Origin of the sequence: Mucilaginibacter sp. UR6-1, assembly GCF_020880975.1 — a bacterium.
In the GTDB taxonomy this organism is placed as follows: Bacteria; Bacteroidota; Bacteroidia; order Sphingobacteriales; family Sphingobacteriaceae; genus Mucilaginibacter.
In genome coordinates this window covers 218,696-238,813 of sequence record NZ_JAJIWP010000003.1, presented here as the reverse complement: position 1 = coordinate 238,813, position 20,118 = coordinate 218,696, and the positions used below count along the sequence as shown (strand labels likewise).

Genomic DNA, 20,118 nt, shown 5'->3' with positions numbered 1-20,118 from the left:
TTAATCTATCGCCATACCGCTTTTACGTGATTTAAACCCGGCCAAATCATTATAAAAGCTGCGGAACGAACTGCGCAGCCCAACGGTGATCATGCCTGTACGGCTTTTAAACTCGTTGTTTACATCGTCACGTATCAAGCCGCCAAGCTCAATGCGCAGGTTATATTTTGGGTTGAGCAAATACGCCACCTTACCTTCAAGTAAATACATATTGGTGGTTAAACCCTGCCCGGTCCAGTTGCCGGTAAGCCGTGCAGGTTCGCGGTAATCATCAAACAAATTTTTACCGTAGTTAAGTCCGTTTATATCCATACCGTATCTGCCAAAATCAAACTCTCCCGAAAAATCAAAGCGTTTGTATGAGTAATTTAATAATCCTACTACTTCCCTGAAATTAGCACCCCATGGATGCGCCAGAGATTCGCTGTTACTGGTATAATTTATCGCTGTTGAACGCTCAGAGAAGGTATACGGACTAATGGTATTGGTTTCCAGTAAATAATTTAATCCTTGTATGCTAAACAGGTTTGCGCCGCGCACGCCCAGTTGCCAGCCAAACTTATTACGTGAGCTGCCATTGCCTGAGAAAAAATTATCCGCCTCAAACTCATCCAGCATAAACTGGCCGTAGGCAGTAAGGTGGTCACTGATCTTATATTTACTTGTGAAACCGATAACGGCATTATCCGGCGATCCGCTTGATGCCTCAAGAGGGCGCAAAAATATAATAGGGTTGATATAAGTAAAATCAAACCCGCGTTTATGGCCTGCATCGTCCTCATTGGCCCATACAATTGCATCAAAAAAACCTAATGACAGGCGGTTGTTTACATTCCAGTCTAAAAAGTGAAATATGCCCCATTTACGCCTGTCGTGTGTATAATTATTCAGATCAGGATTCATCGGGTCGCTCATGTTCGTCCACATGGCCATGTAACGCACATTGCCCAACGTTCCGGTCAGCCTGAAGTAATTAGAAGGAGAAGCGTAATCAGATAAAAGCAATGAACGGTAACCATCGCCTATAAATGTACGGTCGCGGCCGGCAGAGATATTCAGATACTTTACAGGAGTATAGGATATATTGGCTGTTATGTACGACCAATCCTTGGTATCGCTGCTATTCGGGCTGCGAGAATATGCCTGGCCGGGTACAATACCCACCTGGTTAATGTAAGTGGTTAAATATTCAGGAAATAAAGCACGGTTTAAAAAGCCGCTTACGTTGTATGATACCTTATCGCCAAAAGTACCGCCTACTTGCAGGCCTAATGATGTAATACGGGTTGTACGCTTAAACTGCCTAAAGTCACGACCAATAACCAGGTCAGGCAGCAGATCAGCGTAGAAAGTACTGTTAGGGGTTTTAACATCTATCTGATGCTCGGTAAACAGCTTACGGTACCCGGCCCCATGCTCACCATCGCTGCCATAATTCATTAATGAATCGTAACTGTGGCGCAACAGGCTGTCATCAACTAAAAATGGCTTTAAGGCACTATGCACCCGTGTTTTAGTAGAGTACACATCGGCATTCAGCTTTTGATAGAACTGGTATGAGTACGGCTGGTAAACCGATTGCGCCCTCGCGGCAATAGCAGATGAAACAATGATGAGTACAAGCGTAAATATTTTTTTCATTTGAGGCTGTTGTTTTTACCTATTCAAAATAATTTAGTGTTTTAAATCCGCCTTTTTGCAGGTGGCCATCCTTTTTAACCTCAAGCAGATCGGCATGTACCATATCGGCAACCAGTGCATCCAGATCATACTTAGGCTGCCAACCCAGTATTGTACGGGCTTTAGTGGCATCGCCTATCAGTAATTCCACTTCAGTTGGGCGGTAATATTTCGGATCAACCTTTACAACCGTTTGCCCGAATTTAAGTTTTGCCGCATCAATATTTAATTCGGTAAGGCGGTCTTCGTCCAGGTCAATGATCACCCCCTTCTCGTTTTCGTTCCTGCCGCTAAACTCAATTTCAATACCCAGTTCGGCAAAGGCCAGCCTTATAAAATCACGCACGGTAGTGGTAACACCTGTAGCTATCACAAAATCCTGCGGCTCGGTTTGCTGCAGCATCAGCCACATGGCTTCCACATAATCTTTTGCGTGTCCCCAGTCGCGCTGTGCCGAAAGGTTGCCCATATACAGGTGGCTTTGTAAACCCATAGCTATCCTGGCCGCAGCGCGGGTTATTTTGCGGGTAACAAAGGTTTCGCCGCGTACCGGGCTTTCGTGGTTAAATAATATACCATTGCAGGCATACATATTATATGCTTCGCGATAGTTAACGGTGATCCAATAACCATACAACTTGGCCACCGCATACGGCGAGCGTGGATAAAAAGGGGTGGTTTCGCTTTGCGGCACAGCCTGCACCAAACCATACAACTCCGATGTTGATGCCTGGTAAACACGCGTTTTGCTGGTAAGCCCTAACAGGCGCACAGCCTCCAGTACCCGCAACACACCTATACCATCGGCATTGGCCGTATATTCGGGCGTATCAAAGCTCACCTTTACATGGCTTTGCGCGGCCAGGTTATAGATCTCGTCAGGCTGAATTTCCTGAATAATACGGATGAGGTTGGTTGAATCGGTCAGATCGCCGTAGTGCAGCCTGAACTTTACCTCCTGCTCATGCGGATCGGTGTATAAATGATCAATACGATCAGTATTAAATAATGACGAACGCCGCTTTAGCCCATGCACCGTATAACCTTTTTTCAACAGAAATTCGGCTAAGTAAGCGCCGTCCTGCCCGGTAATACCTGTTATCAGAGCTGTTTTCATGCGATGTTAGCTTATTAGTTTACAATAATATTTAATTTAATTGTAAAACGCCTTGTAAACATCAGCTAACCATTCACCTAATTTACATGTAACAATATATACTTATCTGTATCTTAATTACATACATCACATAAACAATATTAAACCTATGGAACCCGCATTTTTAAGCTTAGGCACTCCGGAGATAATACTGATCTTCTTTGTCGTAATAATTCCAATCCTGACCTTAATAGACATTGTCCGGTCAGACTTTAAAGATCAGTTTACAAAATTGCTTTGGGTAGTGATCGTATTACTTGCACCATTTATAGGGTGCCTGCTCTATCTCCTGATCGGCAGAAGCCAAAAGGTAAGCAAATACATATAGCTTTATAAAAGAGAGAGAGCGATGAATATTGTTCATCGCTCTCTCTCTTTTATGCTTCAGCAGCTACGGCTTCTTCAAGCTCTTTGTACCAATCCTCACCGTATTTACGAATGAGCGGTCCTTTTAAAAATTCGTGTACATGTACTTTAAGCTGATCGCCAAAGGTACAGGCATCGCTGCAAATACTCCAGCGATCGTAATGCAACACATCAAACTCCGGGTAAGCGGTAATGCGTATAGGGTACAGATGGCATGATATAGGTTTTTTCCAGTCAATATCGCCGGCCTCATATGCTTTTTCTATGGCACATTTGGTGATGCCGTTTTCCATGATTACGTAAGCACACTCTTTATTCGTGTCAACACACGGCGTGGTGTAGTCGCCTTCAAAATCGGTAACATAAGTACCATCCTGTTCAACGGTGGCAATCCCCTTGGCCGTCATGTATGGTTTTACCTTAGGATATATCTCATCCAGTATGGCACGTTCCTCATTCAGCAACGGCGCACCCGAGTCGCCTTCAATACAACACGCGCCCTTGCATTTGTTCAAATTACAAACAAAATTCTCCCTCACTACATCCTCATGCACCAGTACGCTGCCAACTTCAATCATCATTATTAATTACTTCTTTATAGGATTTAGCGGATATTTTAGCCCTTTGGCCCCGGTGAGGTCCATAGTAAGGCTACCCACAATTACTTCAACATGTGCCCTTACCGGTATGCGGTTGGCATCATCCGTTATCCAAAGATACAGTTTACTATTCTTTTTAAATATTTTGCCGGGTATAATAGTTGGGTTGAACTTTAAGCAATTAAAGGTACCCATTGAGCATTTAACCTGCTCCTTGCCCAAATATGTTATGCTCAGCTTATGTATGCCATCCTCTAAAAAGTAAGGCATATCAATAGTTTGGCCAATCTTGATCTTTGATATATCAAGCGAACGGGCAAAATAATAAGCCGATACAAAATCAAACATCTGCCCCTTAAACTCAAACTCACCTTTGTCGGCTTTTATTTTACCGTCCTTATGGTTAAACGTAACCTTATCGGTATGCTTATAACTCCCCTCCTTACGGTTTTCGGTGTAGAAATAGGGCATCAAAGTTGTTTTGTCAACAAAGCTCTCATAACGGTTACGCACTTTGTAAAATACGTTGAACGTACCGGCCGTTTTACCATCAGCAATGATGTGGTACGCCGGTTTACCATCAAATTTTTGCGCGCTTTCCGCCACCTTTAAGTTGGCCTCGGCGGCAGTGAAAATGCCGTATTTAAGTTTGTAGTTCAGCTCCTCTCCTACGCCAAAAACAGCTTTATCAACGTTATCAAGCGTTTGAGCGTAGTTTGGTATAACTGCTATTACAAGCAGGCTGCATATTAAAATAAATTTCTTCATTCGGTGTATTCCGGGTTTATCAACATGCGCTTTATACGCAGTTACTGTGCAATTTGACGGCTGCGCGCCAAAATAGTTTAACATGCCGCAGCTTACTCAAATTGTATCACTATTTACAGTCACAAAAAACACACCGTTTTTATAATAGCGTAAATATTAATCCTTACGCTTATAGATAGGCACGGTTGAGCACGGCTCACCAAACATCAGGCTTTTTGCCACCGGGGTAAGCTTTTTAGCAAGTTCAACGTAAGCGGCCACAGGCACCGGCACATCACCGCAGCCTTTTATAACAAGGCGCTGGTCGCGATATTTCTCTGTATCAAGGTTTGCGGTGGCTTTTACAAACAGTACCGTTTCAAGAACCTCTGCATCACCAAACACTACCTCGCGGGCGTAAGGTGCCATGCGGTTGGCCAGCAGCATGTATGCCCATGCCGGTACAATGGCATCGGCCGTGCAGGTAACGGCTACAAACTTATCCTGATACTGGCTCCAGTCATGCCCCTTAACAAATTCCCTGAAATCCTTTTCCTTTAGTATCAACCCGTGAAAAAGATTATCCTTTATATCGTACACCACACGTTCGCCCTGCTGGTAAAACTCCGCCGGATCAAGCGTTACCAACCCGCTTTGGGCAACCTTATTTATGATATTTTCCTGAATTTCCATCTTTCTTTAAAATAAAAAATCCGGGAACGTTATATAACATTCCCGGATGCAAAATTACTTTAAAATACGGTTATAAGAACTTAGCTCTGTAATCTTTTACATTCGCCTTATCTTGCAGCGCCTCGAACAACTGGCCTTGTGAGCGTTGCAGTAATGCCTGGCCAAGCTGTTGTTTTTGTTTAATGGCATTGGTTAATGGCGCCGGTTTAACAAAACCATCAACCACAAAAGCGTAAACGCCGTTAGTGCCTTCAACAGGTTTTGATACTTTTTTAGGTTGTGAGCCGAATACTGAACCTATAACACTATACTCAACACCAACACCCGGTATTACAGGGTTAGCAAATACAATGTTTTGTGCGGGAGCTACCTTGCCACCCACTTTTTGGGCTACCTGGTTAATACTTGATGCCCCGTTAACAGCCCCCTGCATTTTTTCAACAAGTTGTTTTGCTTTAACCTTGTTGCGTACCGCAGCCTCAATAGCTGTTTTAACAGCATCAAGCGGCAACTGGCCTTCAGGTTTTATTTGAGTTAACTGCGCAACAATATATTGATCGCCGGCAGTAAACACCTGCTCAGATACATCACCAACATCGGCTTTAAATACCCAGCGTACAAGCTCACGGGCATTATCTAAACCCGGCAAGCCTGATGCAACACCGTTAACATCATTAGCCGGCATAATGGTTAATTTATCTTTTTTGGCTTCGGCGCTAAAATCGCCATTGTTAACACCGGCTAAAAATGCCTGTGCTTTGCTGTAAGCGGTTGTGCGTGTTTTTTCGCTTGGCGCTATCGGTTTATCAACCACGGCAACCTTAACTACTTTTGACGAACCTTTTTGATCCTCTATACGGATCAGGTGAACACCAAACTGGGTAGTAACTACTTTAAGCTCGCCTTTGCTGCCGTTAAAAGCAGCCTCATCAAACGCGGGCACCATGGCACCACGGCCAAAAGTACCCAGGCTACCGCCTTTTTCGCCTGATTGTTTATCTTCTGAGAACAATTTAGCCAGCTCATCAAATGAACGGCCGCCTTGTATCAGCTTTTTCAATGAGTCTACCTTAGCCAAAGCTTTTTCTTCACCGCCTGCTGCCTGGGCAGAGATAAGGATGTGGCTTGCTTTAACTGAATCCGGACCAACACGTGAGTCGACCAGTTTGGCTACTTTGTAACTGCCGTTTGACAGGTATGGACCATATACAAAACCTTTTGCAGCATTAAACATTACCGAATCAAGCGCAGGGTCAAGCTGCCCTTTTTTGCGGTAAACAATAGGCTCCTTGGTTTCGGCGTTTATTTGTACAAATAACGAGTCGTTATTGCTGGTTTTAAAATCAGCAGCCAGTTTTTCGGCTTGCGTTTTTATGGCCGCGCTGTCCTCTTTTGAGGCCGCGCCGTTCACTGCCACATATTTAAAGCTGCGCAGTTCCTGTTTATTCTTAAACAGGTTTTTATGCGCATCGTAATACTCCTGGTAATCGGCATCAGTAATGGTAACTTTATTATCAGGTATTGACGCATAATCAAGCGCTACATACTGAAAGTTGGCCAGCTTGTTCTTAGCTTCATAATCGTCTTTAGCTTCAAGCGAATTTACATACAGGCCATTGCTAACAAGGGCCACATATTTTTCAGCCTTTTTTGACTCGATGATCTGAGCCACAAAATCACGCCATTGCTTTTTCATCGGGTCGCCATCCTTAGCCGCGTTAATGTTGCTCAGCACGTTGTTAAGTTGCGCGCGGTCAAGCTCGCCGGTTTGCGGGTTGCCAAACATCTGCACAATTTGAGGGCTTGGGTTATTACCGCTGATAAGTGATTTGGTTTCGCTTTCGCCTACGGTGATGTTCAGTTTGGCTATCTGGTTAGTGATAATAGCACGGCTGATCATCTGGTTCCAGGTGTTTTCCTGTACGTAGCTCAATATTTGCGGCGTAATGCTTGCCTGACCTGATTGTTGTTTGAATTGTTCTGAATTTTGCTCAACCCTGGCATTAAAATCCTGAATGGAGATATTTTCATCACCCACTATACCAACCGTGTTGGCATCACCTCTGAAAAACGAGCCACCAAAGTGGATAACCTCGCCTGCAACAAAAGCAAAAAGCGCAATACCGATAACGATGACGAGTATCACCCCCATCTTCTCGCGCAAAAAACTCATAATTCCCATATAAACTCTATAATTATTAACTATTTAAAAAGAGGGCGCAAGATACAATTTTTAGTAAAATTCTCTCAAACAAATTTGACGTTGAAATTATTTATTGCTGCATGGCTTTTTCATCCACATTCCAGATGCCGGTAGTTTGGTTCATGCTGTAACGGGTAAAGTCCTGGTTGCTCTCAAAATTGGTACCGTTTGAAATATTGCCATTGGCAAAAACTATTTGTACGGGCTGGCTTGAGGTTATCAATTGGGTTTTGGAATTCCAGATAAGTTCTTCGGATTTAAACACATCTCCCTGCTGGTTTTTTGATACCACGTTTTTGTACAGCTCAATAAGGCTGTTATCGTTTTTAGTGATGGCATACTTTGAGGTAAGTGTGTTGATCACTTTAAGATCCTTATCATAAAAAAGGATCTTAACACCATTGGGCATTTCGTAATACGGGGTATCAACCTTATGGTTGATCATCAGCGGGGCAAAAACCACGGCCTTAACATGTGCCGAGTCGCTGTAAGTGATCTCGGCATCAATGGTACGCTCCTGTGGTTTAATATCCTGCTCAGACAGGGCTTTGATCTTTTTAAGATCATTCTCGCACGAGGTAAAAAACAAGCCTGCAAACAACACTGCAAACCACCATATTGATGCCTTTTTACCCCTGTGCAAAAACATGTTAATCAAACTTATAACGGGTAAACCACTTATCATTAAGCGTAAACCCTAAACGTATGTTAATGTAATTCTCTTTAACCAGATTATTGATAAGTGAACCGCGTTTACCTATCTCGGCCGATACGTTGATCTTGTAGTAGCTGGTGCTTGTTTGGCTCGGGCGCAACGGAAGACCTAAACCAAAAGTAGCGGCGTACTGGGTAATATCGGTACTGTTAACACGCAGGTTGGTTTGGTTATACATAAAACCAAAACGGTAATCAACCAGGGCCCAGTAGTTATTAAGCTTGTTGATATTTGGCGTTATTTGCGCGCCAATGTTATAGGTTTTGCTATCCTTCATGTTTTGGTTAACGTTTTCATAACCATCGCCCGCGGCAGACAGATCAGACCATTTACCCATTGTGTAATCAGCACCTATCAATAACTTTTCGCCGGCTTTGAATGATACACCAAACCTGTTTACCGATGGTAGTTTAAGTTTTGATTTAGGGCTTACGGTACTCACCACACTGTCAAGCGGCAGGTTCTCGCTACCGTCGGTACTGTTAATGGTAAAGTGCGAAACGTAGGTGCTGTTTTGAATATTAAGTTTGGTTGGCGCCGAACCTGAATAACCGAAAGTAACTACATTACGTTCGCTTACATTAAACATAAACTGCGCGCCGTAATCGTAATTAAGGCCCTGCACACTTGCATTATTCTCGATACGGGTATTGAAAGCGCCGTACAGATCAGGTATTGACGTTACCCGGTAATCCTTCATGCTGCCGAATATGTATGATACATTGGCACCCAGCATTAAATGCTTACCAATGCCAAAACCATAACCGATGTGCGCTTTGGTTAAACCGCCTTCGCCGCTGTATTTTAAATTTACCGCGTTGGTATCAGCCGGGTCACCTGTACCCAGGTTTGATTGTGTTTGGGTATACTCATAACCACGCTGGCTGTATGGCTGCAAGCCAAAGCTCAAGGCCGAACGCTTGGTTACCGGGAAGGCGAAAAGCAGGTGGTTAAGCCTGAAGTTGGTACTTTTTTCTGACCCCTGCCCGTCGCGGGTAAGTTTAAGGCTGCTGCCAAACGCGCCAACATCAATGGTAGTAAGCGCAATGGCCCCGTATGATGCCGGGTTAATGGTATTGATAGTGGCAAAACCACTGATAGTATTAGTTGCTGTTGCTATACCGCCCATACCGGCTGTTTGCGGTGTCCAGTTCGGGTCAATATCGCCAATACCGTATCGTGAATAAGGCGAACTTGTGGTTGCACCGTTTTGAGCGCTTGCGCCAAAGGCACTGATAACAAGAACAAGCGTAATAAATAGCTTAGTGTATTTAGTCATTATGTTGTAGTAATGCAGCATTTAATCCTATTAAAACCAAATTAGGTTCAATATTAATTTGGGGGGCAAAGATGCTATTTTTCAACAGAGTATCAAAAAAATCGCTATCACCGCCGGTTAGTATAATGTTCAGTTGTTTATCAGTTTTGCTGTAAGCCTTAATAAAGCCTTCAAGCTCGTATTTTAACCCGTTTTGCACACCGGATTGTATGGCGGTTAGCGTACTGTTGCCATAATCCATTCCGAAAGCGGCATCGGCTTCAACCAACGGCAGCCCTTGTGTGTAATGGTTTAAAGCCTTATAACGGGTATTTAGCCCCGGCGATATACTGCCGCCAAAATAATTTGCACCGGCATCAACCCAATCATAAGTTATTGTGGTGCCGCCATCAATTACCAGGCTGTTTTTTTGGGGGTACAAATATACCGCGCCGTTAACCGCGGCAACCCTGTCAAGCCCCAGGGTATGTGGTGTAAGGTAATGGTTGGTAATGCCCTGAGCCATAGCAGCGGCAAAATGCACTACTGTTAACCGTGTGCCTAATACAGAGAGCCAGTAAGGTGTATCCTTTTTTACTGATGATATGATGGCTTTGCTGATGGTGTACCTGTTAAGCAACTCATCAAATAAAGCGGTATCAGCATCGGCATAGTGCCCGGTTTCAAGCAATTGTTGCTGCTCAAAAACGGCAACCTTGGTAAGCGTATTCCCTATATCAATTACCAGGTTAGCCATCAGGCCTTCACCATTGATAATATTGATTCAAAAATAGCCAGGCCATCCTCATTGGCAAGCACAGCATCGGCGGCGCGCTCAGGATGTGGCATAAAACCAAACACATTACGGTTTTTATTGGTGATGCCTGCAATGTTTTGCAGTGTACCGTTAGGATTGGCATCATCAGTTATATTACCCGCCTCATCACAATACCTGAACAATACCTGGTCATTATCATTAATTGATTTCAGTGTATCCGCGTCAGCAAAATAATTACCCTCGCCATGCGCTACCGGAATTTTCAGTACACGCTGCGCATCAATCTGCGCGGTAAGCAATGAATTTTGGGTTTGAGGCAACACAAAAGTGTTATGACAGATAAATTTACGGTTTTTGTTATGCAGCAGGGCACCTTCAAGCAATCCTGATTCGGTCAGTATCTGGAAACCATTGCATATACCCATTACATAACCGCCTTTTGCAGCAAACTGTATAACCTCCTGCATAATTGGCGAAAAACGGGCAATAGCGCCAGAACGTAAATAATCACCAAATGAGAAACCACCGGGCAATACTATAAAATCACAACCTTGCAGGTCGTGATCCTTATGCCAAAGGCGTACTACCTGCTGACCCAATATCTTATCCAATACGTAGATAATATCTTCATCGCAATTGGACCCCGGAAATATAACAACTCCAAATTTCATGTTACAAAGCTAACATAACGGCTCAAATTTGGACGAATATTATAGTTAAAAAGTGTTAAACTGAAAGTAAATAATGCCCGCCACTAATAAAAAATACAGCGTTTCGTAAAACCAGCGGCTTGTGGCATGCAAAAAATAATAGGCGAAAGTAATGGCCACAGGCACAGCGCAAAGCAAAAAATGGTTGAGCTGAAACTCAGGTTTTACATAAAATGCTAAGCCGGCCACCACAAAATACACCAGCAATAACTGGAACGATTTGCGGATGTGTACATAGCTCTTAAAAAAGCCCTGCTGCAATTTATAGGCCGATATGGCCAGTATAACTACTACCGGTATAAGCAGCGTGTAAGTATAGTTATTGATGCTGATGCTTGTTGGAAATTTACCCGCCAGCGGCAGCCATATACCTGAGAAACGGCCTATCCTGTCATTACAATAATACACTACGGCTAAAAAGAAAAATACGGTTGCGTAACCAATAATTACTGCCGCCCACTCGCGCCAGTTAAAAGGCCTGAAAATAATGAGCGCGATAAACACCACCAAAAACACCCAACTGAATGGCAGGTAGATAAGTGAACCGAGAGCCACGATCAACCCCATATCATAACAGGTGGATTTTACCTCGCTGCCCTTATAAAGGCTGAATAGTTTATACAGCAGCCATATCACCAAAAAATTACATATAAGCGGCGCGCTCAGCCTTAAAAACGGGGTAAACAAGGCAGATACCGTGATATACATCAAGGCAGGCATATACGAGGGCTTGTTGAGCAGGTTAAAGTAGTTCACCATGGTATTAAGCAACAAAGCCTGTATAAATACCAGCAACGCTGCCAGCAATACATTAAAGAATGGCGATAAAGCATACTCATAGGATACCGGCACCAGCAGGCGCGAGAACGACTCGACAAAGATAAACTCCAGCTTATCGGGCACATTAACTAAATAACCTATACGCATGGCAAAAACCAGCACTGCCAGCCACAGTATCACTATCGGGTTGTACGATCGGAAAATATTGATCATGGGTGTGCTGATTTGTTTTTTTATCTGAGGATCAACATTCAGGTAAGCTGATCGGTATGTTTACCGCCAGGCCACCGTCAGATGTTTCTTTATATTTTGAGTTCATATCCTGCGCAGTTTGCCACATGGTTCTTACCACCGCGTCAAGGCTTACCTTGGCATTATCGGGATTGGTTTGCAGTGCCAGTTGTGATGCCGTGATGGCCTTGATGGCGCCCATGGTATTACGCTCGATGCAAGGTACCTGCACCAGGCCGCCAATAGGATCGCACGTTAGGCCGAGATGATGCTCCATAGCAATTTCGGCGGCCATTAGCACCTGCCTTTGCGAGCCGCCCAGGCACTCGGTAAGTGCCGCCGCGGCCATGGCTGATGATACGCCGATCTCGGCCTGGCAACCGCCCATGGCGGCTGATATGGTTGCGCCCTTTTTAAAGATGCTGCCAACCTCCGATGCCGTCATCATAAACCTGATGATCTTATCATCACTAAAACCATCACAAAAAGCGATGTAATATTGCAGTACCGCAGGTATAACCCCTGCCGCGCCATTGGTTGGCGCAGTAACTACACGGCCGAACGAGGCATTCTCCTCATTAACAGCCAGCGCGAAGCAGCTCACCCAATCCAGTATATTTTTAAAACCGTCACCGCTTTGCCTGATCACGCTAACCCACTCCTCGTAGTTATTGTATGGCAAACCTTTGGTAAGGCGCTTGTTAAGGCTTGCTGCACGGCGTGCCACGTTAAGGCCGCCGGGTAATGAGCCTCCGGTATGGCATCCACGGTAAATACATTCTTTTATCACTCTAAATATATTGAGTACACCCGCGCGGGTTTCGGCTTCGGTGCGCCAGGCAAGCTCGTTCTCCATCACCACCTCAGATATTTTGAGGCCGGTTTTCATACACCATATCAGCAGATCGCGGGCAGTATCGATCGGAAAAGGCAGGTCTACCTCCGCTCTGGAGCTGTTATCATCCCCTTCCTTAATTACAAAACCTCCGCCAATAGAATAATATGTGGCCGATATAGCCTTACCATCGCTCAAAAAAGCCTGGAAGGTAACGGCATTGGGGTGGTAAGGCAAACTTTGGCTAAACAAAAATAACAGGTCATCATCCTTATAAAAGCTGATGGGCCTTACATCGCCCAGCACTAATTGCCTCGAGGTGATGATCTCGTTAACTTTCGGCTCTACCTGGTTAACCTCACAGGTAACCGGGTCATCCCCGCTTAGGCCCAACAGTATGGCGATATCGGTACCGTGGCCCTTGCCGGTTTTTGCCAGCGAGCCGTACAACAGCACCTTTACCTGCACCACCTGCGGCAAGGCACCCGCATCAGTCAGCAACTGTACAAATTGCTGTGCCGCACGCCAGGGGCCTAACGTGTGCGAACTTGATGGCCCTATGCCTATCTTGAATATATCGAATACCGAAATCTGCTCTCTTTGCATCTGAACCGCGAAGTTACATATCATAAGGCTATAAATTAAATTTAAGCCTTGTATATAGATTAGTTTTATGTAAGTTGCATTAAACTTTATTACAATGACCGATTTTGTTGTTCAGCCTAAAAAAAGGGTCGACTCAATAGATATTACGCGCGGCCTTATTATGGTAATTATGGCGTTAGACCATGCACGCGATTTTTTTATGCCGCAGCAATTTGATCCTACCGACCTCACCAAGGCTTCAACATCATTATTCCTGACCCGTTTTATAACACATTTTTGCGCGCCTACTTTTGTTTTTTTAGCCGGCACGGGCGCTTTCCTCTCTTTTAGCAGGGGTAAAACCAAGGGCGAGGCCGCCAAATTTTTGCTAAGCCGCGGTATATGGCTGGTGTTACTCGAACTAACGGTTATACGCTTCGGCTGGTCATTAAATATTAAGTTCGATTTTGTATTTATACAGGTGATCTGGGCTTTAGGCATCAGCATGATGGTATTAGCCGGACTTATTTATTTGCCACGCGCTGTAATTGCCACCTTTGGGCTCATCATGATATTCGGGCACAACGCTTTGGACGGCATCAAAGCCGACCAGCTACAAGCTCCCTGGGGTACTGTTTGGAGTATTTTGCACATACAAGGCATTATACAATTAACAGGCTACACCAAAGTATTTGTTTTGTACCCGCTGATACCGTGGATAGGCGTTATGGCCTTAGGCTATGTATTTGGCGGCATCTTTAAGCTTGATCCTGCTAAAAGGCAGCCGCTGCTGTTAACCATTGGGCTGTCATCATTAGCGCTGTTCGTGGTGCTACGGTTTATCAATATTTACGGCGATCCAAACCCGTGGACGGATCAAGGGGTGTGGCATCGTACCATCCTGTCGTTTATCAACGTACAAAAATATCCGCCATCGTTAGATTACCTGCTGATAACGCTTGGCGCATGCAACCTGCTTTTAGCAGGCTTTGAGTATGCAGGCAACCGTTTTACCAATATTATGGTGGTATTTGGCCGGGTGCCCATGTTTTATTACATACTGCACCTGTACCTGCTGCGCCTGATGGCTTTTATCGCCTATTTAATAGTTATGGCAGGCAACAACGGCGAGGGGCCAAAACAAGGTGCCCCGTTATACTTTGTTTACCTGATGTGGCTGCTGTGCGTATTTATTTTATACTTCCCCTGCCGGTGGTATATGAAGTATAAAATGACGCATAAACAATGGTGGCTGAGTTATTTATAATCTTCAGGCAAAAAGTTCAGCAGCAAATTAGGGTCGGCAATAATTTCGAGGTATTCCGCTTTTTGAGATGGTTTGCACACGCCAGGAAAATCGCCCTGATTGCCCTGCATATCCAGCATTAACTGAAAATGCAGATGCGGCGGCCAGTTGCCGTTCTCATCGGCAGCGCCAAACTCCGCTATTTTTTGCCCGGCATGTACCTGTTTCCCAACCTGCAAATGCTGCAGCGAAGCCCGGTTTAAATGTCCGTACAAACTATAGAGTGTGAGTCCGTTTACATTGTGCTGAAGTATGATGGTGGGGCCATAGTCGCCTTGCCCGGCATTATCCTTAAAGCTATGCACCGTACCATCAAGCGCAGCACGTACAACGGTACCGGCGGCTGCCCATATATCAACGCCCAAATGCAGGCTACGGGCTTCACCGGCATCGCTGAATAATTGCCTGCCTGCGTAAATAGTTCGGTTCTCCAGGTAACCACCAATACCGTACCGGCAGGCCGCATCGTCAAGATTGGTATTTACCCAGTTACTGAATGCCTCAACATCATCAACTATTTGCGGCGTGAGGGCGGTATTGGCATCGGTAAGGTCAATACGCAAAAGCTTATCTGTACCGCTGTCAAAATCAACTACTACCGAAACGGGCACTTCAGCAATTGCCAAATGTGCCGCCAATGTAACCGATGCTTTTCCCATGGCTAAAAAAATTATTCAGTATCGGGCTGGCGCGGCTCTTTGCTGATTTTATCAAAAAGCTTGTCCATACGCTCAACATATTCGCTGGTATCATCCACAAAAAACTCAAGCTGCGGGATGATGCGCACCTGATCTTTAATACGGGCACCCAGTTTATACCTGATCTCGGAGGCGTGCGATTTTACCAACTGCAAAGCCTGCTGGTTATTTTGACTGTTAAAAAAGCTCAAAAAAACACGCGCTATAGCCAAATCGGGCGTTACACGTACTTTTGTTATAGTTACAAGCGTATCGGGCAAGTAAGCCGCGCCTTCGCGCTGAAATATAGCGGCAAGATCCTGTTGAATTACTCCCGCAAATTTTTGCTGACGTTTTGATTCCATGATAAGAAGTTTATAGGGCTAAAGCCGCATGGTTAAAAGCTTAAAGCTAATATTAAAAGCTATAAGCCGCTAATTTGTTTTGATTGTTTAAGCGGGTACAGTTAATGGCAAATATCCTGCGGAATTTCCCGGGTTATTTTGATGAGTTTGCGCACCACCAGCGTGCTGTCATACTCCGCTCCAAGGCCATCCTTATCTGACGGTACCTTTACGCCCTCAACCTCTACATACACCGGTTCATACGGTTTTTCAAAGTTAAGTTGCGAGTATTCAAGTTCAAGCTGCGCTGAGCTATCGGTAACCCAAAACTCCTTTTCGCGCCCGCACTCGCTGAATGATTTTATCTCGGGGCCAAAACTGTAAAGGCCTTTATAAACTTTAGGCTTGTTGCTATAGTTACCGCCACCGCATGATGCCATGGCCATTAACAAAACGGCGCAACCTAAAAACACATATTTAACAGATGATGAATGCATCATTTAATTTATAGATCCTGCTTTATTTCACTTAATCCTTTAACACTAAGCCTGGCACTTATGCCCGAGGCTATTACCGCTATTATTAAAACGGTTAAAAAAACGAGGCCAAAATCGGCTATTTTCAAATCCACAGGGTAAGCATCAATAACCGTTAATGCCCCGCCCATGCGTATCAATCCGTAATGTTGCTGTAATATACAAAATATCAGACCCACAATAATACCGGCTACACAACCTATTATTGATATCATCATCCCCTCAAAAAAGAAGATGCCCTGTATCAGCTTTTTACCCGCGCCCAGGCTGGTAAGTATGGCAATATCCTTACGTTTATCAATTACCAGCATGGTTAATGAGCCAATTATATTAAATACCGCGATGATGAGCACAAATGTTAATATCATAAATACCGACCATCGCTCGTAATTCAACGTTTTATATAGTTCGGTATTTTGCTGCATGCGGCTTTTTACATAAAATTGTTTGCCAATATGCTGCTCAATATCCTGCTGAACCTGGTTAATGTTAGTACCCTTTTTAAAGTTGAGCTCTAATGATGATACCTGCTTGGGTTCGTCTAACAAATCGCGGGCAAAGCTAAGCGAGGTTACTACAATATCATCAAAATCCTGCTGTATACCAAACACGCCCGACGGAGTAATATTGCGTACCACAAACTCATTAAGCGGGTTAGATGCGGCGGCGGCATTGCGCCGCGGCGAATAGATCTGCAGGTTGGCATTAGGATCATAAACGTTAACCCCAAGGCTTGATTGTATGGTTGTACCTATAACGGCGTAATTCTTCCCATCCATCATCAGGGTGAATGAACCCGACATGATGGTACTGTCCAGTTGTGTGTTTTTTAAGAAGCTATTGCTAACGCCTTTTAATGTGCCGATAAATTGCTTGCTGCCATAACGCAGTAACACCTTCTCCTGCAATACCTCGGTGTACGAAAATATGCGTTCATCCTTTTGCAGATTTGTAAAGTAGGTAGTATCAGGGTTAAAGGTTTTGCCCAGTTTGGCCTCTATCTTCAGTTCAGGACTAAAATTGCTGTACAGCGACAGTATCACTTTCTCAAAACCGTTGAATACCGACAGGATAATGATCAGCGCCGCGCTGCCCACAAACACACCAAGCATGGATATGCCCGATATGATATTGATGGCATGCACCTTTTTACGCGAAAAAAGGTAGCGTTTGGCTATGTATACCGAGGTGTTCAAGTTGAGGGCTGTGTGCTAAGTATTAATCGTTAAAAAAGGGATTGTATTGTTTTTCAAACCCGATAGTGGTTTCAGGGCCATGGCCGGGATATACCGTACAATCCGCAGGCAGAACAAATAATTTTTCGCGAATGTTTTTTAATAATTGAGCATGATTGCCTCCCGGCAGATCAGTACGGCCTATGCTGCCCCTGAAAAGCACATCGCCGCCTATCAAAATATCATCCTGCTTATCATAAAAGCACAAGTGCGCGGGCGAGTGGCCGGGGGCGAAAATCAGTTCGAGCGTGGTATCACCAAAACTGATGGTACCGCTTTCGGGCAGATATTCATCCGGCAAAGGTGAGTTTTCATAACGGAACCCCATTTGCTGCGCGCTTACCGGAGCGTGGTTAAGCACCACAGTTTCGCCGATATGAAACTTTGGCTTTAAACCGTATTGATCGAACACGAACTTATTGCCCAGTACATGGTCAATATGGCAATGGGTATTTAATAGCAATACGGGCTTGAGGCTATTTTCGGCAATAAAACTTACTACGGCATTTTGCTCGGCACCGGTGTACATACCCGGATCAATAATGGCGCATTCGCCGCTATCATCATACAACAGGTAAGTATTTTCCTGAAATGGATTGTTTACGAAGCACTGAACCTTAGCCATGGCAGCAAAAGTATTCAAATTAGGCTAAAAAGGTGGCGGCGAAAAGTATTTTTTGGCTGGGCTTGTTATATTGTACTACATTGTTGATCCCGCCATGATATATTGACGGCCTACTTCCACCTGAATGTTTTGATCATCCTGTCAACATCCTGCTTTACAAAATCAAGCACCGGTTATTAAAATCATTTAATTCGAACCGAAGAATCAAATAACATAAATAATTGACAAACTATTACAGCAATTAAAATTAGAGAGAGATAACCTGATCTATCTGAATATTCGGTAAAAGCTCTGCGCCCGGCTTTTATTTCATTTATTGCAGCAGCCTTTAAAGTATCAACATTTTGTTCTTTTTTTATATTTTCAATACGCTCCATCATAAGTGCATTGTTTTTTGATGCCGCTATATCTACCTGTAAGCGCAAGCACCCCCAAACATAAACAGTTACAAGCAATACTATGATTTGCAGATATCTGGCAAATTGTTTCATACTCTACTTCCACCTGAATGTTTTGATCATCCTGTCAACATCCTGCTTTACAAAATCAAGCACCGGTTGTATAGAATCCAAACGTGGTTCGCTGCTAAAGTATAATGCCCCGCGCAGATAATGTTTGGTGCTGTCGGTCAAAAAAAACTGTACAGATGATGCCGCGTTACCATCAATGGTGTAATACAGGCCGTAAACTTTACGATCGGGGTAGCTGATATAACCTTCATCAATAGAAGTAGCCTTTACCGTGTGTTTAAAAGCAAAGGTGTGGGCATCCTCAACCAACTCGTTAAATATTTTTTTTGAGGTTACGGGCTGATAGCTTAAATGCAGCACTCCTTTAAACTGCTTAAAGTTCATGTTTATCCAGCAACTATTGGTCGCGGCTTTTGGGTCAGGGCTGATATTGGCATATACGGGATATTGAAAGCTGTAAGGGCAGCCCTCATTATATAAGCGGTATGCTTTCTCAGGGTAATAAATCCGAAAATATCCCCTTGGCTTGGGCGAATAATCTTGATCATCGTTACAGGCCGCCAACAGCAATATCAGCGCCGCCAATATAGCTGCAAACCTCATGGATAACGTTCTTTGGAGTTCCATATCGTCCATGCTTTTTCGGCTTGCAGTATCAGCATCTCATGGCCATTCTTTGTATCGGCCCCAACTTGAGCACCCTTTTGCAAAAACAGGGTTTGCTCGGGGTTGTATATCAGGTCGTATAATAAATGTCCGTCGGTAATGGCCTCATAAGGTATAGGCGGGCATTCATCAACATTAGGGTAAGTACCTACCGGGGTAGTATTAATGATAAGCTTATTTTCAGCAACCATATTTGCTGTAAGCTGCTCAAACAGGATGCTTTCCGGTTGTTCTTTGCGGGTTACTATGGTATATGGAATCTCCAGCTTATTCAATACATAATACACCGCCTTGGCCGCGCCGCCATTACCAAGTACCAACGCGCTGCTATGGCGTGACTTTAATAATGGCTTAAGCGATTCCTCAAACCCGTAAACATCGGTATTGAAACCTTCGAGCCTAAAATCATCCCCGCCAAAACCAACCTCGCCCTGGAATGCCACCGATACCGGCGACTCCTTATCTATACGGATAGTATTTACCGCGCCAACATGTTTTGCCCCGGCATCAAGCCAGTCAATATACTTCATTACATCAACCTTATAAGGTATGGTAACGTTAAGGCCGCACAAATCCGGGTTTTGATGCAAAAAGGCGTTAAAGTTCTTGATATCCTCTATCGGGTACAGTTCGTAAACGCAATCGGTGATACCTTCGCGCTCAAATTTATCGGTAAAGTATTTTTTTGAAAACGAATGGGAAAGCGGGTAACCTATAAGCCCATATTTTTTCATGCGGGTAGCTATTATTGAACGGCTAATATAAGCAATTGGTAAATAAATACCGTTGACGGGTTCAATTTTCACTGCTCAAATTTTATTGGCTTAATGTAACGGCCATATTGAGCTAAACAGCCTGTAATATTATTATATGTTGTTTAGACACCTATTAAAAAAATTTTGGCATCGATTGCAAAAAAGTAT

Annotated in this window: 22 protein-coding genes; 2 read left to right on the top strand and 20 right to left on the bottom strand. The window is 44.1% G+C overall.

Annotated elements, in window-relative coordinates:
* Together LJ707_RS11460 and gmd are read right to left on the bottom strand one after the other, a co-directional pair.
* Positions 1–1,641: a gliding motility protein RemB gene (locus tag LJ707_RS11460; protein ID WP_228951035.1), complete on the bottom strand. Its 1,641-nt coding sequence runs from the start codon at positions 1,639–1,641 to the stop codon at positions 1–3.
* Between the two features lie 19 nt (positions 1,642–1,660).
* Complete coding sequence (gene gmd, locus LJ707_RS11455) at positions 1,661–2,797, bottom strand: GDP-mannose 4,6-dehydratase (protein WP_228951033.1); 1,137 nt, start codon at positions 2,795–2,797, stop codon at positions 1,661–1,663.
* A gap of 148 nt (positions 2,798–2,945) precedes the next feature.
* Between gmd and LJ707_RS11450 the strand changes: the two genes are divergently transcribed.
* Positions 2,946–3,164: a PLD nuclease N-terminal domain-containing protein gene (locus LJ707_RS11450; protein ID WP_228951027.1), complete on the top strand. Its 219-nt coding sequence runs from the start codon at positions 2,946–2,948 to the stop codon at positions 3,162–3,164.
* Positions 3,165–3,213: 49 nt separating this feature from the next.
* Here the strand turns inward: LJ707_RS11450 and LJ707_RS11445 are convergent, their stop codons facing one another.
* The 10 genes from LJ707_RS11445 to LJ707_RS11400 all read right to left on the bottom strand — a co-directional run bounded on the left by LJ707_RS11445 (position 3,214) and on the right by LJ707_RS11400 (position 13,357).
* Complete coding sequence (locus LJ707_RS11445) at positions 3,214–3,780, bottom strand: DUF3109 family protein (protein ID WP_228952507.1); 567 nt, start codon at positions 3,778–3,780, stop codon at positions 3,214–3,216.
* A 9-nt stretch (positions 3,781–3,789) separates the two neighbouring features.
* Complete coding sequence (locus tag LJ707_RS11440) at positions 3,790–4,569, bottom strand: DUF3108 domain-containing protein (RefSeq protein ID WP_228951024.1); 780 nt, start codon at positions 4,567–4,569, stop codon at positions 3,790–3,792.
* Between the two features lie 156 nt (positions 4,570–4,725).
* On the bottom strand, positions 4,726–5,241 hold the full coding sequence (locus tag LJ707_RS11435) for a DUF2480 family protein (RefSeq protein ID WP_228951023.1): 516 nt from the start codon (positions 5,239–5,241) through the stop codon (positions 4,726–4,728).
* A gap of 70 nt (positions 5,242–5,311) precedes the next feature.
* A complete protein-coding gene (locus LJ707_RS11430; protein WP_228951021.1) occupies positions 5,312–7,423 on the bottom strand; it encodes a SurA N-terminal domain-containing protein in 2,112 nt (703 codons plus the stop codon).
* A gap of 91 nt (positions 7,424–7,514) precedes the next feature.
* Entirely contained in the window at positions 7,515–8,093 is a 579-nt protein-coding gene (gene lptC / locus LJ707_RS11425; protein ID WP_228951020.1) for an LPS export ABC transporter periplasmic protein LptC, read from the bottom strand.
* 1 nt (position 8,094) lies between these two features.
* Entirely contained in the window at positions 8,095–9,438 is a 1,344-nt protein-coding gene (locus tag LJ707_RS11420; protein WP_228951019.1) for a hypothetical protein, read from the bottom strand.
* Positions 9,431–10,174: a type III pantothenate kinase gene (locus LJ707_RS11415; protein ID WP_228951018.1), complete on the bottom strand. Its 744-nt coding sequence runs from the start codon at positions 10,172–10,174 to the stop codon at positions 9,431–9,433. Before LJ707_RS11415 ends, LJ707_RS11420 begins: the two co-directional genes overlap by 8 nt.
* Positions 10,174–10,866 (bottom strand): phosphoribosylformylglycinamidine synthase subunit PurQ, encoded by a 693-nt coding sequence (purQ, locus tag LJ707_RS11410; protein WP_228951017.1) that lies wholly within the window; start codon positions 10,864–10,866, stop codon positions 10,174–10,176. Before purQ ends, LJ707_RS11415 begins: the two co-directional genes overlap by 1 nt.
* 45 nt (positions 10,867–10,911) lie before the next feature.
* Positions 10,912–11,898 carry a DUF6427 family protein gene (locus LJ707_RS11405; protein ID WP_228951015.1) on the bottom strand — a complete coding sequence of 329 codons (987 nt, stop codon included), beginning with the start codon at positions 11,896–11,898 and terminating at the stop codon, positions 10,912–10,914.
* Between the two features lie 31 nt (positions 11,899–11,929).
* Positions 11,930–13,357, bottom strand: coding sequence for an L-serine ammonia-lyase (locus tag LJ707_RS11400; RefSeq protein ID WP_228952506.1), 1,428 nt, complete (start codon positions 13,355–13,357; stop codon positions 11,930–11,932).
* Positions 13,358–13,451: 94 nt separating this feature from the next.
* On the opposite strand from LJ707_RS11400, the gene LJ707_RS11395 reads away from it, so the two are divergent.
* Positions 13,452–14,603, top strand: coding sequence for a DUF1624 domain-containing protein (locus tag LJ707_RS11395; RefSeq protein WP_228951013.1), 1,152 nt, complete (start codon positions 13,452–13,454; stop codon positions 14,601–14,603).
* Here the strand turns inward: LJ707_RS11395 and LJ707_RS11390 are convergent.
* From LJ707_RS11390 to LJ707_RS11355, 8 genes are all read right to left on the bottom strand, one after another.
* Positions 14,594–15,301 carry a peptidoglycan DD-metalloendopeptidase family protein gene (locus LJ707_RS11390; protein WP_228951011.1) on the bottom strand — a complete coding sequence of 236 codons (708 nt, stop codon included), beginning with the start codon at positions 15,299–15,301 and terminating at the stop codon, positions 14,594–14,596. The two genes, LJ707_RS11395 and LJ707_RS11390, sit on opposite strands and share 10 nt — an antisense overlap.
* An 11-nt stretch (positions 15,302–15,312) precedes the next feature.
* Entirely contained in the window at positions 15,313–15,684 is a 372-nt protein-coding gene (gene rbfA / locus LJ707_RS11385; protein WP_228951009.1) for a 30S ribosome-binding factor RbfA, read from the bottom strand.
* A gap of 101 nt (positions 15,685–15,785) precedes the next feature.
* The gene (locus LJ707_RS11380; protein ID WP_228951007.1) at positions 15,786–16,163 is read right to left on the bottom strand and encodes a hypothetical protein; all 378 of its coding nucleotides are present in this window, start codon (positions 16,161–16,163) and stop codon (positions 15,786–15,788) included.
* A 5-nt stretch (positions 16,164–16,168) separates the two neighbouring features.
* The gene (locus LJ707_RS11375; RefSeq protein WP_228951005.1) at positions 16,169–17,395 is read right to left on the bottom strand and encodes an FtsX-like permease family protein; all 1,227 of its coding nucleotides are present in this window, start codon (positions 17,393–17,395) and stop codon (positions 16,169–16,171) included.
* Positions 17,396–17,417: 22 nt separating this feature from the next.
* Positions 17,418–18,059 carry an MBL fold metallo-hydrolase gene (locus LJ707_RS11370; protein WP_228951003.1) on the bottom strand — a complete coding sequence of 214 codons (642 nt, stop codon included), beginning with the start codon at positions 18,057–18,059 and terminating at the stop codon, positions 17,418–17,420.
* Positions 18,060–18,241: 182 nt separating this feature from the next.
* Positions 18,242–18,550, bottom strand: a complete 309-nt coding sequence (locus LJ707_RS11365) for a hypothetical protein (RefSeq protein ID WP_228951001.1) — start codon at positions 18,548–18,550, stop codon at positions 18,242–18,244.
* 3 nt (positions 18,551–18,553) lie between these two features.
* On the bottom strand, positions 18,554–19,132 hold the full coding sequence (gene gldD, locus LJ707_RS11360) for a gliding motility lipoprotein GldD (RefSeq protein WP_228950999.1): 579 nt from the start codon (positions 19,130–19,132) through the stop codon (positions 18,554–18,556).
* On the bottom strand, positions 19,129–20,001 hold the full coding sequence (locus LJ707_RS11355; protein ID WP_370632396.1) for a shikimate dehydrogenase: 873 nt from the start codon (positions 19,999–20,001) through the stop codon (positions 19,129–19,131). Before LJ707_RS11355 ends, gldD begins: the two co-directional genes overlap by 4 nt.
* Positions 20,002–20,118 lie beyond the last annotated feature (117 nt).